The sequence below is a fragment of the Lysobacter yananisis genome (assembly GCF_031199375.1).
Lineage (GTDB): Bacteria > Pseudomonadota > Gammaproteobacteria > Xanthomonadales > Xanthomonadaceae > Lysobacter > Lysobacter yananisis.
The window spans coordinates 4,188,268-4,202,505 of sequence record NZ_CP133568.1 but is presented as its reverse complement, the minus strand read 5'-3'; the positions used below and the strand labels follow the sequence as shown (position 1 = coordinate 4,202,505).

14 protein-coding genes are annotated in these 14,238 nt (G+C 71.9%); 12 read left to right on the top strand and 2 right to left on the bottom strand.

The features are described from left to right. Window positions 1-15 precede the first annotated feature (15 nt). Window positions 16-4,641 (top strand): non-ribosomal peptide synthetase, encoded by a 4,626-nt coding sequence (locus tag RDV84_RS17665; RefSeq protein WP_309151081.1) that lies wholly within the window; start codon window positions 16-18, stop codon window positions 4,639-4,641. Between the two features lie 50 nt (window positions 4,642-4,691). On the opposite strand, the gene RDV84_RS17660 is transcribed toward RDV84_RS17665, so the two are convergent. After that, the gene (locus RDV84_RS17660) at window positions 4,692-5,633 is read right to left on the bottom strand and encodes a LysR family transcriptional regulator (protein ID WP_309151080.1); all 942 of its coding nucleotides are present in this window, start codon (window positions 5,631-5,633) and stop codon (window positions 4,692-4,694) included. Between the two features lie 65 nt (window positions 5,634-5,698). Between RDV84_RS17660 and RDV84_RS17655 the strand changes: the two genes are divergently transcribed. After that, window positions 5,699-6,316 (top strand): LysE family transporter, encoded by a 618-nt coding sequence (locus RDV84_RS17655; protein WP_309151079.1) that lies wholly within the window; start codon window positions 5,699-5,701, stop codon window positions 6,314-6,316. 15 nt (window positions 6,317-6,331) lie between these two features. Here the strand turns inward: RDV84_RS17655 and RDV84_RS17650 are convergent, their stop codons facing one another. Next, window positions 6,332-6,934, bottom strand: coding sequence for an FMN-dependent NADH-azoreductase (locus RDV84_RS17650; RefSeq protein WP_250449884.1), 603 nt, complete (start codon window positions 6,932-6,934; stop codon window positions 6,332-6,334). Window positions 6,935-7,058: 124 nt separating this feature from the next. Here RDV84_RS17650 and RDV84_RS17645 point away from each other — a divergent pair, with 124 nt between their 5' ends. The 10 genes from RDV84_RS17645 (at window position 7,059) to RDV84_RS17605 (ending at window position 14,225) form a co-directional block, all read left to right on the top strand. Next, window positions 7,059-7,436 carry a winged helix-turn-helix transcriptional regulator gene (locus RDV84_RS17645; RefSeq protein ID WP_057947943.1) on the top strand — a complete coding sequence of 126 codons (378 nt, stop codon included), beginning with the start codon at window positions 7,059-7,061 and terminating at the stop codon, window positions 7,434-7,436. An 11-nt stretch (window positions 7,437-7,447) separates the two neighbouring features. Further along, entirely contained in the window at window positions 7,448-7,654 is a 207-nt protein-coding gene (locus tag RDV84_RS26785) for a DUF6053 domain-containing protein (protein WP_425606238.1), read from the top strand. Window positions 7,655-7,691: 37 nt separating this feature from the next. After that, window positions 7,692-8,372 carry an HvfX family Cu-binding RiPP maturation protein gene (locus RDV84_RS17640; protein WP_309151078.1) on the top strand — a complete coding sequence of 227 codons (681 nt, stop codon included), beginning with the start codon at window positions 7,692-7,694 and terminating at the stop codon, window positions 8,370-8,372. An 84-nt stretch (window positions 8,373-8,456) separates the two neighbouring features. Next, window positions 8,457-8,873, top strand: a complete 417-nt coding sequence (locus RDV84_RS17635; RefSeq protein ID WP_309151077.1) for an HvfA family oxazolone/thioamide-modified RiPP metallophore — start codon at window positions 8,457-8,459, stop codon at window positions 8,871-8,873. 85 nt (window positions 8,874-8,958) lie between these two features. Beyond that, the gene (locus tag RDV84_RS17630) at window positions 8,959-9,831 is read left to right on the top strand and encodes an HvfB family MNIO-type RiPP peptide maturase (RefSeq protein WP_309151076.1); all 873 of its coding nucleotides are present in this window, start codon (window positions 8,959-8,961) and stop codon (window positions 9,829-9,831) included. Continuing rightward, window positions 9,824-10,609, top strand: coding sequence for an HvfC family RiPP maturation protein (locus RDV84_RS17625; protein WP_309151075.1), 786 nt, complete (start codon window positions 9,824-9,826; stop codon window positions 10,607-10,609). The genes RDV84_RS17630 and RDV84_RS17625 overlap by 8 nt, the downstream gene beginning before the upstream one ends. After that, the gene (locus RDV84_RS17620; protein WP_309151074.1) at window positions 10,606-11,253 is read left to right on the top strand and encodes a ferric reductase-like transmembrane domain-containing protein; all 648 of its coding nucleotides are present in this window, start codon (window positions 10,606-10,608) and stop codon (window positions 11,251-11,253) included. The genes RDV84_RS17625 and RDV84_RS17620 overlap by 4 nt, the downstream gene beginning before the upstream one ends. A 36-nt stretch (window positions 11,254-11,289) precedes the next feature. Further along, window positions 11,290-11,862, top strand: a complete 573-nt coding sequence (locus RDV84_RS17615; RefSeq protein ID WP_309151073.1) for a thioredoxin family protein — start codon at window positions 11,290-11,292, stop codon at window positions 11,860-11,862. A 282-nt stretch (window positions 11,863-12,144) separates the two neighbouring features. Then, on the top strand, window positions 12,145-12,885 hold the full coding sequence (locus RDV84_RS17610) for a response regulator (RefSeq protein ID WP_057947949.1): 741 nt from the start codon (window positions 12,145-12,147) through the stop codon (window positions 12,883-12,885). Further along, a complete protein-coding gene (locus tag RDV84_RS17605; protein WP_309151072.1) occupies window positions 12,882-14,225 on the top strand; it encodes a sensor histidine kinase in 1,344 nt (447 codons plus the stop codon). Before RDV84_RS17610 ends, RDV84_RS17605 begins: the two co-directional genes overlap by 4 nt. Window positions 14,226-14,238: the final 13 nt, after the last annotated feature.

Genomic DNA, 14,238 nt, shown 5'->3' with positions numbered 1-14,238 from the left:
AACCGGAGCGCCGCGATGAACCCGATCAAGTCCCTGCTCGGCCGGCTCGACCCGGCCGAAACCGCGCGCCTGCGCGGCCTGCGCCGCGAACTCGGCCTGGCCGCGGGCGAGCCGGCCGCCGGCGACGAACCGCCGCTGGCGCCGCGCGCGCACGCGCCCGGCGCCGACCTGCCGCTGTCGCCGGCTCAGCAACGGCTGTGGTTCCTGGCCCAGTTGGAAGGCGTCAGCGCGACCTATCACGTACCGCTGGCGGTGCGCCTGCGCGGTGCGCTCGACCGCGCCGCGCTCGCGCGCGCGCTCGACGCGCTGTTCGCCCGCCATGAGGCCTTGCGCAGCGTGTTTCCCGCGCGCGAGGGCGAGCCCTGCGCGCGCCTGCTGCCGGCGTCGCACGGCCTGCCGTTGCGCGAGCACGACCTGCGCGACGCCGGCGACCGAGAAGCCGCGCGCGCCGCGCTCGCGGCCGAGGAACTGCACGCGCCGTTCGACCTCGCCGCCGGCCCGCTGATACGCGCGCGCCTGCTGCATCTGGCCGAAGACGACTACGAACTGCTGCTGACCCAGCACCACATCGTCTGCGACGGTTGGTCGTTGGACGTGCTGGCGCGCGAACTCAGCGCGTTTTACAACGCGTTCGCAGACCGCGACTTCGCCGCCGACGAACCCGATCGCGCCGACCCTCTGGCGCCGCTGGCACTGCAATATCCCGACTACGCCGCCTGGCAAAACCGCCTGTGCGATGGCGCGCGGCTGCGCGCGCAGGCCGACTATTGGCAACAGCGCCTGCGCGGCGCGCCGCCGCGGCTGGAACTGCCGAGCGACCGGCCGCGTCCGCCGCAGCAGTCCTTCGCCGCCGCGACCGTGCCGGTGCGGCTGGACGCGCACGCCACCGCCGCGCTCAAGCGCGTCGCCCGCGACCACGGCGCCAGCGTCTTCATGACCGTGCTGGCGGCCTGGGCGGCGGTGTTGACGCGGCTGTCGGGCCAGGACGAGGTGGTGATCGGCACGCCCGCCGCCAACCGCGGCCATGCCTTGCTGCAGCCGCTCATCGGCTTCTTCGTCAACACCCTGGCGCTGCGCATAGACGTGGCCGGCGCGACCAGCCTGGGCGGGCTGCTCGAACGCGCGCGCGACGCCGCGCTGGAAGCGCAGGACCGCCAGGAGCTGCCGTTCGAACGCGTGGTCGAGCGGCTGCAACCGCAGCGCCGGCTCGACGCCACCCCGCTGTTCCAGGCGCTGCTGGCCTGGCAGAGCAACGCGCCGCCGGCGTTCGAATTCGCCGGCCTGCGCGCCGATCCGCCGCGCCTGCACACCGACACGCTCAAGTTCGACCTGGAACTGCACCTGCACGAAGACGCCGACGGCATCGGCGGGACCTTGTACTACAGCACCGCGCTGTTCGACCAGGCCACGATGCTGCGCCAGGTCGGCTATCTGCGGGCGATGCTGCGGGCGATGATCGCCGACGCCGCGCGCGCGCCGGGCGAGGTCGAACTGGTCGATGCCGACGAACGCGAGTTGCAGCTGCGCGGTTTCCACGCGAACGCCGCGCCGCGGCCGCCGCACGAAGCCGCGCACCGCGCGTTCGAGCGGCTGGCGCGGGCGACCCCGGACGCGATCGCGGTCGCGCACGGCGAACGCCGCTGGCGCTACGACGAACTCGACCGCGCCGCGGACCGGCTGGCCGCGCGGCTGCGCGCGGCGGGCCTGCGCCGCGGCGGCATCGTGGCGCTGTGCCTGCAACGCGGCATCGGCCCGGTGGTGGCGATGCTGGCCACGCTCAAGGCCGGCGGCGCCTACCTGCCGCTGGACGCGGACTACCCGGCGGCACGGCTGGGCCAGATTCTCGACGACGCCGACGCGGCGGTGCTGCTCGCCGACGGCGCCGGCCGCGCCGCGCTGGCCGATTGCGGCGCGACGCTGCCGCCGACGCTCGATCCGGACGAGGACTCCGTGCCGACGGACGCCGTCGCCATCGATGATGTCGACAGCGATGACCCCGACATCGATGGTCCCGACATCGACGATCCCGACGCCCCGGCCTATCTGATCTACACCTCCGGCTCGACCGGCGCGCCCAAGGGCGTGCTGATGCCGCACCGCCCGCTGCTCAACCTGCTGCACTGGCAGGCGCGCGCCCTGCCCGCCGCACAGACCACGCTGCAATACGCCGCGCTCGGTTTCGACGTGGCGTTCCAGGAAATCTTCGGCTGTCTCGGCCAGGGCGGCACCCTGGTGCTGGTCGACGCGCCGCTGCGCTTCGACTTCCCGGCCCTGCTCGCGCACCTGTGCGAACACCGCGTACAGCGCCTGCACCTGCCCTACATCGCCCTGCAAGGGCTGGCCGAAACCGTCGCCGGCTGCGACCCGGCGCAGGCGCGAGCGCTCGACCGGCATCTGCGCGAGGTCGCCGTGGCCGGCGAGGCGCTGCGCATCACTCCGCAGATCCGGCGCATGTTCGAACGGCTGCCGCGCTGCCGCCTGCACAACCACTACGGCCCCAGCGAAACCCATGTCGCCACCGCGCTGACCCTGGACGGCCCGCCGCAGTCGTGGCCGGAACTGGCGTCGATCGGCCATCCCATCGACGGCGCCCGCGTGTACCTGCTCGATCCGCAGCGCCGGCCGGTGCCGCTGGGCGCAGCGGGCGAACTCTACGTCGGCGGCGCCGCGGTCGCGCACGGCTATCGCAACCAATCCCGGCTCAGCGCCGAACGTTTCCTCGCCGATCCTTTCGCCACGCCCGCCGACGGCGACGGCGACGGCACGCCGCCGCGCATGTACCGCACCGGCGATCTCGCCCGCTACCAGGCCGACGGCCGGCTGCTGTTCCTCGGCCGCAACGACCGCCAGATCAAGATCCGCGGCTTCCGGGTCGAGCCCGGCGAAATCGAGGCGCGCCTGGCCGCGCACCCGGGCGTGGCCGAAGTCGCGGTGATCGCACGCGAGGACCGTCCCGGCGAAACCCGCCTGGTCGCCTACGTGGTCGCCGCCGATCCGACGCGGCCGCACGCGCAGCTCGCCGCCGAGTTGCGCGCCGCCGCGGCCGCCGCCCTGCCCGAATACCTGCGCCCGTCGGCCTTCGTCGCGCTGCCGCGCCTGCCGCTGACGCCGAACGGCAAGCTCGACCGCGACGCGTTGCCGGCGCCGAACGGCAGCGACCTGGCCCGGCGCAGCGACGCTCCGCCGCGGCCCGGCGCCGAGAGCGAACTGGCCGCGATCTGGCGCGACCTGCTCGGCCTGCCGGACCCGCAAACGATCGGCCGCGACGATCATTTCTTCGAACTGGGCGGGCATTCGCTGCTGGCCGCGCGGCTGGCCGCGCGACTGGGCCGGCGCGCGGGCGCAGCGGTACCGGTACGCGAAGTGTTCGCGCGCCCGCTGCTGAGCGAGATGGCCGCGCTGCTGGCGCCGGCCGCACCGGCTGCCGTGCCGGCCGCGCTCGACCTGCCCGCCGAAGCGCGCCTGCCCGACGACGTGTCGGCGGCCTTGCGCGCCGCGTCGCTCGACCCGGCGCGCCGCGCCGGGCGCGAACGCGCGACGGCGGCGCCGCAGCGCGTGCTGCTGACCGGCGCCAACGGCTTCCTCGGTGCCTACCTGCTGCGCGAGCTGCTGCGGCGCACGCCCGCGCGCGTGCACTGCCTGTTGCGTTGCGACGACGCCGACCAGGGCCGCGCGCGCCTGCGCGCCGCGCTCGCCGCGTACGGGATCGAGCGCGACTGCGACCTCGAACGCGTCGAGATCGAACCCGGCGACCTGGCCTTGCCCGCGCTCGGCCTGGCCCCGGCGCGCTTCGACGCGCTCGGCGAATGCCTGGACGCGATCTACCACAACGGCGCCTGGGTCCACTCGCTGCATCCGTACCGCACGCTCAAGTCGGCGAACGTGCTCGGCACCATCGAAATCCTGCGCCTGGCCGCGCGCGGCGCGCCGAGCCGGGTGCATTACGTCTCCACCGTCGCCACCCTGCCGCCGCGCGATCCCGCCGTCGCCGGCCGCCTCGACGAGGAAACCCTGTTCGCGCGCTGGCAGGGACTGCTCACCGGTTACGCGCAGAGCAAATGGGTGGCCGAGCAGTCGCTGCGCGCGGCCGGCGCGCACGGGCTGCCGTTCGCGGTGTATCGCCCGACCCACATCAGCGGCGACAGCCGCACCGCGGCCAGCAACGACCGCGACACCTGGAGCCTGTTCGTCGACGCCTGCCTGCGCCACCGCTGTGTGCCGGAACTGGAGGAAACGCTGAACTGGCTGCCGGTGGACTGGATGAGCGCGTTCATCGTCGAACTGTCGCTGCGCGCCGATGCCGACGGACGCAGCCACAACCTGATCCATCCGCAGTCGTTCCCGCTGCGGCGGCTGACCGACGCCATCGCCGCCAGCGCCGGCGCGCCGGTACGGCGCCTGGGCTACCGCGACTGGCGCGCGCTGTGCGCGGCCGATCCGGGCAGCGCCGATATCGCCGCGATCCTGCCGGCCGAGCTCGCCGACGAACCCGGCCTCGCCGATGCCTTCGGCGAGGCGACGATCGGCAACGCGGTCAGCGAACGCATCGGCGCGCAACGCTGTCCGCCGCTCGACGACGCGCTGCTGCGCGCTTACGTCGAACGCCGCAACCGCGCGCTGGCTGCGGTACGCAGCGGTTGATGCGCGGCCGCACGCGGTCGCCGTTCGCGGCGGCCGCGCCGCGGCGACGCTCAGGCCTGCGCGCGCAACCACGCCGCCAGCAGCGCCGCCGGCGTGCCGGCGCGCGCCGGCGCCGGCGACAGCAGGAAATACGCGCTGCCGTCGGCGACGAAGCCGAACGGCGCCGCCAACACCCCGGCATCGACATCGTCGCGCACCAACTGCCACGGCCCGATCGCCACGCCGACACCGGCCGCCGCGGCCTGCAGGCTGAAATAGAAATGCTCGAAGGTCTGCGCCGGCGCGCGCGGCAAGCGGCGCCGCGCAGCGCGCGCCCACTGCGCCCAGGCGTCGGGACGGGTGGCGCTGTGCAACAACACCGCGCCCTCGCTCAACCGCGCGCCGCGGCCGGCGCCTTCGACCCGCGCATCGCGATAGGCCGGACTGCACACCGGCCCCACCCGCTCGTCGAACAGATGCTGCGCGTGCACCTCGCGGCCCCAGGAAAAATCGTTGCGGCGGATCGCCAGGTCGACCTCGCTGAACCCGACCGGGCCGCCGCCGGCGACCCATTGCAGGGCGATTTGCGGATGCGCGGCCTGGAACGCCGGCAGCCGCGGAATCAGCCAGCGCATCAGCAGGGTGGGTTCGCACGACAGCACCAGCGCCGGCTTGCGCGCAGGCTCGCGCAGTTCGCGCACGGTCGCCGCGAGCAGGTCGAACGCGGCGGCCGCGGCGTCGCGCAGGCGCTCGCCGGCCGCGGTCAGGTGCACGCGCTGGCTGCGCCGCTCGAACAGCGCCACGCCGAGCGCGTCCTCGATCGAGCGCACCGCACGGCTGATCGCGCCGTGGGTTAGATGCAGCTCCTGCGCGGCACGGGTGAAGCTGCCCAGGCGCGCGGCCGCTTCGAAGCAGCGCAGCGCGCCCAGCGGCGGCAGCGCGTCCAACGCGCGGCGCGCGGGCGACTGCTGCGAAGTTGGTGAGTCCGGCTCACCATCGTGGTGAGAATTCATCGTTTGCGGCTCCGCTGGCTTGCGCCTAATTTAGCCGCAAACCGTCCGGACTGCGCGCGCCGCCCATGCAGGAACTGTTAGCCATAGTCACCATCACCACCCTGGCGGTGATCAGCCCCGGCCCCGACTTCGCCATGGTCTCGCGCAACAGCCTGCTGCACTCGCGCCGCGCCGGCGTACTGACCGCGCTGGGGATCGCGCTGGGCGTGTGGGTACACGTCGGCTACACCCTGCTCGGGGTCGGACTGCTGATCCGCGAGTCGATCCAGCTCTATGCCGCGCTCAAGCTGCTCGGCGCGCTGTATCTGATCTGGCTCGGCGTGCGGATGCTGCGGTCGCGCGCGCACGACGCGCCGGCGCCGGACGCGCCGGTCGCCCGCGGCGACCTCGCCGCCCTGCGCGCCGGATTCCTGACCAATGCGCTCAATCCCAAGTGCACGGTGTTCGTGGTCAGCCTGTTCCTGCAGGTGGTCGGTCCCGACACCCCGCTGGCGATCAAGCTCGGCTACGGCGCGTTCGTCTCCGGCGCGCACCTGCTCTGGTTCGCCCTGGTCGCGCTGCTGTTCTCGCAGGGTGCGGTGCGGGCGCGGCTGTTGCGCTGGCGCGTCGCCATCGACCGCGCGTTCGGCGCGCTGCTGGTCGGCTTCGGCGCGGTGCTGGCGGGCTCGGCCCTGCGGCGCTGAGCCCGCCGCGCGCGCTCAGGCGGCGCGCAATTGCTCGACTTGCTCCAACGCTCCGGCGACCGCGCGCTCGGCCTGCTCTGGCCCCATCTTCAGGCCTTCGGCGCGCACGAACTCCAGTTGGGTCACGCCGAGGAAACCGAAGAACGCGCGCAGATAGTTCTCATGGTGCTCCAACGCCGCCATCGGCGTCTGCGGCGCGTACACGCCGCCGCGGCTGGAAGCGACGATCACGCGCTTGGCGCCGAGCAGCCCCTTGGGCGCGCCGTTCTCGTAGCCGAAGGTCTTGCCGGGCACCGCCAGCGCGTCGAGCCAAGCCTTGAGCGGCGCGGGAACGCTGAAGTTGTACATCGGCGCGCCGACGACGATCGCGTCGGCGGCCAACACCTGCGCCAGCGCGGCATTGAGCGCGCGCACCTCGTCGTTGTCGGCCGGCGCGGCCGGATCCAGCGCCGCGGCGTTGGCGGTGGTCAGCGCCGGCAGCGGCTCGCTGTTGAGATCGCGGTAGACCACGTCCGCGCCGGGCGCCAGCGCGCGCAGCTTGGACACGATCGCCGCCGACAGTTTGCGGCTGACCGATTGGTCCCCGAGGATGCTCGAATCGATGTGCAGTATGTTCATGGACAGGTCGCCTGATTAAGGAAGAGGGCCGCGAAAACCATGCAAACGCAGGCGTTTTCCGCTTGCCGGAAAATCTATTGGCGTATAGTGATCCTCACAAGAAGGATGATTTTCCGGACTAGGTATGCCCGACCATACTGACGACACCTGCAACGCCCACGCCGACCGCGTCGAAGAAGGCCACGCCGAAATCCGCGCCGCGTTCTCCGCGTTCGCGGGCAAATGGAAGCTGGAAATCCTGTGGTTGCTGAGCCGGCGCCTGCATCGCTTCAACGAACTCAAGCGCGCGATTCCCGGCGTGACCCAGCACATGCTGACCCAGCAACTGCGCGAGCTGGAGGCCGACGGCATGGTGCGCAGAACGGTGTATCCCGAAATCCCGCCGCGGGTGGAGTACGAGATCACCGAGGACGCGCGCCGGCTGCGTCCGGTGTTCGAGGCGATCTTCGCCTGGTCGCGCCAGCGCGGCGCAGCCGGCCGCGACACGGACGCGGCCGCCTGAAATTTGTTCTTGTGGGAGGGCCTTCAGGCCCGACGCTCTTGTTTCAGATCGAGGCGATCTGCACGAAGAGCATCGGGCCTGAAGGCCCTCCTACAAGAGCCTGGCCACCGCGCCGGCGATATTTGTATCCCAATGTATCCGCCCGTCCCCACGCCACATTAGGCGACAAAACCCCGCCTCCTCCGACACGCTGCCGATACCGCATCGCCGCGAAATAGCGCCACACCCACCGGGCGCCATTTCCAGGAGCGAATCATGCAGCCGTCCCCCGCCTCCACTCCCTTGTTCTCGCGCATCGACTCGGTCGGCGCCTGGGTCGCGCCGGCCGCGCTGCGCGCGTTGCTGGCCTGGGAGTTCATCGAATCCGGACTTGAGAAGCTACACGGCGAAAACTGGTTCGCCGAACTCGGCGATAAGTTTCCCTGGCCGTTGTCGCTGCTCGGCGCCGACGCGTCCTGGTTCGCCGCGACCTGGCTGGAGCTGATCGGCGGCGCCGCGCTGCTGCTCGGCCTGGGCACGCGCTACGCCGCGTTCGCGCTGTGGGTGCTGACCGTGGTCGCGATCTACGCCGTGCACTGGCCCGAGCAATGGTCGAGCCTGGCCGAGTTGTGGCAGGGCTATGCGATCAGCGACCAGGGCCACGGCAACTACAAGCTGCCGCTGATCTACCTGGTGATGCTGCTGCCGCTCGCGCTCGGCGGCGGCGGCCGGCTGAGCCTCGACTACGTGATCGCGCGCTGGCTCCGCAACGCCTCGCCCGACGCCGTCGCCGACGGCCGCAGCTGGGCCCTGGTCGCGCTCGGCTTCGGCCTGCCCAGCGCCTGGCTGCTGCCGTGGTTCGGCGGCGCGCTGGTCGCTCTGGCCGCGGCGCTGGCTGTCGCCGCGCTGTTGCGGCGCGACCCGTCATTGCGCAACGCCGCCGCACGGCGCGGCTGAAATCCGCGCGCCCCTCATTCGCTTCCGCGCCGTTACCCCGGCGCATTCCCCGCGGTCCGTCCGCACCTTCCCAGGAGTCACCTCATGTCGCGCAACCCCACCACCGCCCTTCCCGTCCGCACCCTCGGCCTGCTCGGCGTCGCCCTCGGCGGCGGCCTGCTGCTCGCCGGCCAGGCCTTCGCATCGCAACCGCTGGCGCAGGGCTATCTGGTCTCCGCCGGCCACGCCGCCAAGGCCGCCGAAGGCAAATGCGGCGAGGGCAAGTGCGGCGAAGAAAGCTTCGCCAAGACCGACGCCAACCACGACGGCAAGGTCTCGCGCGAGGAATTCGTCGCCCGCGCGCCCGACCGCGCCGCCGAGTTCGACGCCATCGACAAGAACCACGACGGCGCGATCTCGCTGCCCGAGGCGCTGGAATCGGTCAAGGCCGCGCGCAAGGCCGCCGGCAAGCCGGTCGGCGAAGGCAAGTGCGGCGAGGGCAAATGCGGCGGCAAGCGCTGATCGCGCGCTGACCGTCGTCCGAGCCGTACCGCCCCTTCCCTCTCCTCCCCGGGGAAGGGGCGCTTTGTCCACACGAGGCTTCGCCATGACCGCATCCCACGCTCCGCCGCGCGCCGCCGGCCTCGGCCTGCGCCGCGCGCTGATTCCGCAACTGCTGGCGATCGACGCCGGCGCCGTCGACTTCCTCGAATGCGCGCCCGACAACTGGATCGGCGTCGGCGGCCGCAACGGCGCGGCGCTGACGCAGTTGGCCGCGCGCTTCCCGCTCAGCGGCCACGGCCTGTCGTTGTCGCTGGGCGGCACCGCGCCGCTCGACCTGGAACTGCTGCGGCGCACGCGCGGGTTCCTCGACCGCTTCGACGTCGCGCTGTACAGCGAGCACCTGAGCTACTGCGCCGACGACGGCCACCTCTACGACCTGCTGCCGATCCCGTTCACCGAGGAAGCCGTGCGCCACGTCGCCGCGCGCATCCGCCAGGCCCAGGACGCGCTCGGCCGCCGCATCGCGGTCGAAAACGTCTCCTACTACGCCGCGCCGCACCAGGCGCTGGCCGAGGTCGACTTCGTCCTCGCCGTACTGGCCGAGGCCGATTGCGATCTGCTGCTCGATCTCAACAACCTCTACGTCAACGCCCACAACCACGGCTACGACGCGCGCGCGTTCCTGGCCCGGCTGCCGGCCGCGCGCATCGCCTCGATGCACATCGCCGGCCACCACGACGACGAGGGCGGACTGAAGATCGACACCCACGGCGCGCCGGTGCGCGACGACGTCTGGGCGCTGCTGGCCGAAGCCTACGCGCGCTTCGGCGTGCGCCCGACCCTGCTCGAACGCGACTTCGGTTTTCCGCCGCTGTCGGAGCTGCTCGCGGAAGTCGAACGCATCCGTTCGCTGCAAACCGCCGCCGCGCGCGCGCCGGCGCGCCCGGCCGAACGCGCGGAGCCGGCCCATGTCTGAGCGCCTGCGCCGCCAGCAGTTCGCCCTGACCCGGCACCTGCGCGACCCCAACCGCTACCCGCCGCCGCCGGGCATCGAGGAACGCCGCCTGCGGGTCTATCGCGAACTGCTGTTCGGTTCGATCGAAGGCCTGCTCGCCGGCGGCTTCCCGGTGGTGCGCGCGACTCTGGGCGAGGCCGACTGGCGCGCGCTGGTGCGCCGCTTCTATGCCGCGCACCGTTGCGCCACGCCCCTGTTTCCGCGGGTCGGCGGCGAGTTCGTCGACTTCCTGCAGCGCCCGCGCGGCTGCGTGCGCGGTGCGCCGTGGCTGGCCGAACTGGCGCATTACGAGTGGGCCGAAGCCGCGCTGCTGTCCTGCGACGACGCCGCGCCCGCGCACCGCGCCGACGGCGACCTGCTCGACGGCGTGCCGCTGCTGGCGCCGTGGGCATGGCCGCTGGCCTACCGCTGGCCGGTGCACGAGATCGGCCCCGCGCTGCGCCCGCGTCGCGCGCCGGCCGCGCCGACCTTGCTGCTGGTGCATCGCGACCGCGATGGCGATGTGCGTTTCGCCCGCTTGACGCCGCTGTCGTACCGCCTGCTCGCCGCCGTGCGCGCGCAGCCGCGCAGCGGCGCCGATCACCTGCGCGCGCTCGCCGTTGAAGCCGGCGCGCCGGCCGAGTCCTGGTTCGCCGAAGGCCGCGCCGCGCTCGCGCAATGGCGCGACCAGGGCGTGGTGCTCGGCACCGCCGCCGAAGCCGTTCCGCCTTCATCCGCCATCGCCAGGAGCCGTCCATGATCCCGTCCCGTTCCACTTTCAGCGGCTGGCCGCTGCTCGGCGTAATCGCCATCGCCGTGCTCGCCATGACCGGGCTGACCATCGCCGCGCAGGCCGACTTGGTCGACGGCGTGCACAGCGCGGTCCGCGCCACCGCGCGCAGTTCGTTCGCGCTGTTCCTGCTGGCCTTCACCGCCTCGGCCTTCGCCGTGCTGCTGCCGGGAACGGCCAGCGCGGCGCTGCTGCGCGAACGCCGCTACATCGGCCTGGGCTTCGCCTTCTCGCACCTGGTCCACGCCGTCCTCATCTACGCCTACGGCCGCCTGGCGCCGGAGTTCTGGCCCAGCCGCAGCGGCCTGGCCAACGTGCCGGGCACGATCGGTTATGCGTTCTTGCTGGCGATGACGATCACCTCGTTCAAGCCGGTCGCGCGGCGCATGAGCGCGACCGCGTGGAAGCGCCTGCACACCGCCGGCATGTGGGTGCTGGCCGCGGTGTTCGCACTGTCCTACTTCAAGCGGATTCCGATGAACCCGGCGTACGCGCTGCCGTTCGCGCTGCTGACCGCGGCGGTCGCGATCCGCGCGCTCGGCAAGCTCGCGCAGGCCAACAAGCGCCGGCAGCGCGATGCCCGCGCGCAAACCGTCGTGCTGCGTTCGTCCTGATTCCTTCGCTCATCGCTATCAACCGGAGACCAGACCATGTCCCGCACCGTCCTTGCGCAACCGCCGTTCGCGATCAAATCCCTGCTGCTCGCCCTGAGCCTGTGCCTCGGCGCGGTGGCCTGCACGCCCGGCGCCCAGGCCGAACCCGTGCAGCCTACCGCGCGCCAGCCGGCGCCGCCGGCGCCGGATTTCCAGGGCATCCACCGCTGGATCAACAGCCCGCCGCTGCGCATGAGCCAGTTGCGCGGCAAGGTGGTGCTGGTGGAATTCTGGACCTATGCCTGCATCAACTGCCTGCACGTGCAGCCGCACGTCAACCGGTGGCATGCGCGCTACCGCCACCAGGGCCTGGCCGTGGTCGGCGTGCACACGCCCGAGTACGACTACGAACACCTCACCGGCAACGTGCGCGCCGCGGTCGAGCGCCTGGGCATCGACTATCCGGTCGCGCAAGACAACGACTACGCCACCTGGAACGCCTACGGCAACCGCTTCTGGCCGGCGCTGTACCTGATCGACCGCGACGGACGCATCGTCTACAAGCACTACGGCGAGGGCGATTACGACAAGACCGAGGCGATGATCCGCGAGTTGCTGGCGGAGCGTTGAGCCGCGCGCTCGTCGGAGAACCGCGCGGGCCTGTCGAATGGCAGCCGTGCAGGACCTGCCCCGCTCCGTCGTTCCGGCGAAAGCCGGAATCCATTTTGACCTCGCTTCTCCCGGCAATCGCCATACAGCAAAAGCGACAACAAAATGGATTCCGGCTTTCGCCGGAATGATGGGGACGAGGCAAGTCAGTGCCGCCATCTCGTCCCGCCTCGCCCGCCGCGAACACCCACCCCCACCCACTTCGACGTGCATAATCGCCACGCACCGCCCCCAGGACCGGCCATGAAACCCAGCGACCACATCCTGATCGTCGACGACGACCGCGACATCCGCGACATGGTCGCCGATTACCTGCGCAAGAACGGCCTGCGCGCCAGCACCGCCGCCGACGGCCGCGAGATGCGCGCGGCGCTGGAGGCGCAGGACATCGACCTGATCGTGCTCGACCTGATGCTGCCCGGCGACGACGGCCTGGTGCTGTGCCGCAACCTGCGCGCCGGCCCGCACAAGGCGATCCCGGTGCTGATGCTGACCGCGCGCGACGACGCCACCGACCGCATCGTCGGCCTGGAAATGGGCGCCGACGACTACCTGGCCAAGCCCTTCGCGCCGCGCGAGTTGCTGGCGCGGATCAACGCGGTGATCCGGCGCACGCGCATGCTGCCGCCGAACCTGCGGGTCAGCGAGGCGACCCGGCTGATCGCGTTCGGCCACTGGCGCCTGGACACCACCGCGCGCCACCTGCTCGATCGCGACGGCACCGCCATCGCGCTCAGCGGCGCCGAGTTCCGCCTGCTGCGAGTGTTTCTCGACCATCCCCAGCGCGTGCTCAGCCGCGACCAGCTGCTCAACCTCACCCAGGGCCGCGACGCCGAGCACTTCGACCGCTCAATCGACCTGCTGGTCAGCCGCCTGCGCCAGCGCCTGCAGGACGACGCGCGCGACCAGAGCTACATCAAGACCGTGCGCAGCGAAGGCTACGTGTTCTCGCAGGCGGTCACCCTGGTCGGCGAAGACGCATGAACGCGCCGGCCGCCGTCGCCGCCAAACCCGTGCGCGGCTGGCTGCCGCGCAGCATGGCCTCGCGCCTGTACCTGATCCTGTTCGCCGGACTGGCGCTGGCGCATGCACTGTCGTTCTCGCTGCTGTTCTACGAACGCTACGTCACCGCGACCTCGATGATGCTCGGCAACCTCGAGCTCGACGTGCGCACCGCGGTGGCGGTGCTCGACCGCCTGCCCGCGGACGAGCGCGCGCAGTGGCTGCCGCAGTTCAAGCGCCGCACCTACCACTACCTGCTCGGCCCGGGCGAACCCGGCCAGGCGCGGCTCAGCGCGCGCGCCCAGGACATCGTCGGCATGGTCGGCGGCGCGCTCGGCGCGCGTTATCCGCTGCGCGCGCAAACCGTCGACACCCGGCCGGAGCGCTTCCAGATCCACCTCACCCTCAGCGACGGCCGGCCGCTGACGATCGAAGTGATCCCCTCGACCATGCCGATCGCGCAATGGCTGCCGTACGTGCTGGCCGCGCAGTTGGCGTTGCTGCTGCTGTGCGCGTGGCTGGCGGTGCGCCAGGCCGCGCGGCCGCTGGAACGGCTGGCCCAGGCCGCGCAATCGCTGAGCCCGGCCGGCGACGGCCAGCGCCTGGGCGAAACCGGCCCGACCGAAGTGGCCCAAGCCGCGGCCGCGTTCAACGCCATGCAGGACCGCATCGGCGCCTACCTGCGCGAACGCCTGCAGATCCTCGCCGCTATCTCGCACGACCTGCAGACCCCGATCACCCGCATGCGCCTGCGCACCGAAGCGATGGACGACTCGCCCGAACGCACCCGCCTGCTCGAAGACCTCGAACAGATCCAGCACCTCGTGCGCGAAGGCATCGCCTACGCTCGTAGCGCCCACGGCAGCGCCGAAAGCGCGATCAAACTCGACCTCGACGCCTTCCTCGACAGCCTGGTCTGCGACTATCAGGACACCGGCAAAGCTGTCTCCCTGAGCGGCCGCGCCGACGCCGCGCTGGTGACGCGCGCGCACGCGCTGCGGCGGGTGGCGACCAACCTCATCGACAACGCGGTCAAGTACGCCGGTGCGGCCGAAGTGCAGGTCTCGCGCGGCGTGGACGATGGTTTCCTGATCGAAGTGCTCGACCGCGGGCCGGGGATTCCGGCCGAGGAACTCGATGCGGTGATGCAGCCGTTTTATCGGCTGGAGGCTTCGCGCAATCGCGATACCGGCGGCACGGGACTTGGGTTGGCGATTGCGCAGCAACTGGCGCAGTCGTTGGGTGGGCGGTTGAGTTTGTCGCAGCGCGATGGCGGTGGGTTGCGGACGGCGTTGTGGTTGCCGGCGCAGTCCCAGAGCTGAGCCGGCGCGCGCG